The organism is Leisingera sp. F5 (assembly GCF_001593695.1).
Window position 1 is genome coordinate 1 of sequence record NZ_LUKH01001461.1, and the last position, 1015, is coordinate 1015.

A 1015-nucleotide genomic window follows, 5' to 3' on the forward strand; every position below is an offset into this window, starting at 1 on the left:
CCGGCGCCAAACCGCTGCAGCGTTACCGGTTCGGAGTGATCCCGCAGATCACCCCGGTGCTGCTGAGCCAGCTGCTGTATTTTCTGGAATCCAACACCCGCTCTGCCACCATCATCGGTGCAATCACCGGCGGCGGCATCGGCTTGCTGCTGACCCAGGCGATCATCACCCAGAAAGACTGGGAGGAGGTGGCCTATTACATCACGCTGATCATCCTGATGGTAATGCTGATGGACTGGTTCTCGGGCTGGCTGCGGCGGAAGCTGATCACAGGCGGCAGCGGACCGGGCAAACGCAAGGCGGTCAAAGGGCAAGAGGGCGGCACCTTCCTGCTGCCCTGATCCCGGATGTTTCAGAGGAAAGACTATGGCCCGTTTGCAGGCAGAAGCCCCGTTCCTTCACCCGGAATGCCAGATTACAGACAGCCGGTTCGGGCGCTACGTGGAGATCGGCGCAGGCAGCCGGATCGCGAATTCAGCGGTTGGCGACTACAGCTATTGCGACCGCACCTGCGATATCGCCAATGCAAAGATTGGCAAGTTTTCTAACATCGCCAGCTTTGTCCGGATCGGCGCGACCGATCACCCGATGGAGAAGGCCTCGCTGCATCATTTCCACTATCGTTCCGGCGACTACTGGGACGATGCGGAGCATGATGCAGAGTGGTTCTCCCATCGCGCCGGGCGCAGGGCCTTTATCGGCCACGACACTTGGATCGGCCATGCTGCGATCATCAAGCCCGAGGTGACCATCGGCCATGGTGCGGTTGTGGCCTCCGGCGCCATCGTGACCAAGGATGTGGCGCCTTACACGATTGTCGGCGGTAACACCGCCAAGGTGATCCGCCGCCGCTATACCGAGGCTGTTGCCGATCAGATGATGGCTCTGGCCTGGTGGGACTGGGACCACGACACTTTGCGCGCCGCATTGCCGGATTTCCGAACCTTGCGGGCGGAGGCGTTTCTGGAGAAATATGCTTGATCCAGCGGGCGGGAGGCTCCCGCCTGTTCCGGGT

At 61.2% G+C, this 1015-nt stretch carries 2 protein-coding genes; both read left to right on the forward strand.

The features are described 5' to 3' along the window. Nucleotides 1-341, forward strand: a 341-nt coding sequence (locus tag A2I95_RS42265) for a PhnE/PtxC family ABC transporter permease (protein WP_367153233.1), incomplete at its 5' end; no start/stop codon positions are given. A 25-nt stretch (nt 342-366) separates the two neighbouring features. Further along, the gene (locus tag A2I95_RS42270) at nt 367-981 is read left to right on the forward strand and encodes a chloramphenicol acetyltransferase (RefSeq protein ID WP_291738200.1); all 615 of its coding nucleotides are present in this window, start codon (nt 367-369) and stop codon (nt 979-981) included. Nucleotides 982-1015: the final 34 nt, after the last annotated feature.

Coding starts and splice junctions, on each gene's coding strand:
- A2I95_RS42270 (WP_291738200.1), top strand. CDS start 367: ATGGCCCGTTTGCAGGCAGAAGCCCCGTTCCTTCACCCGGAATGCCAG.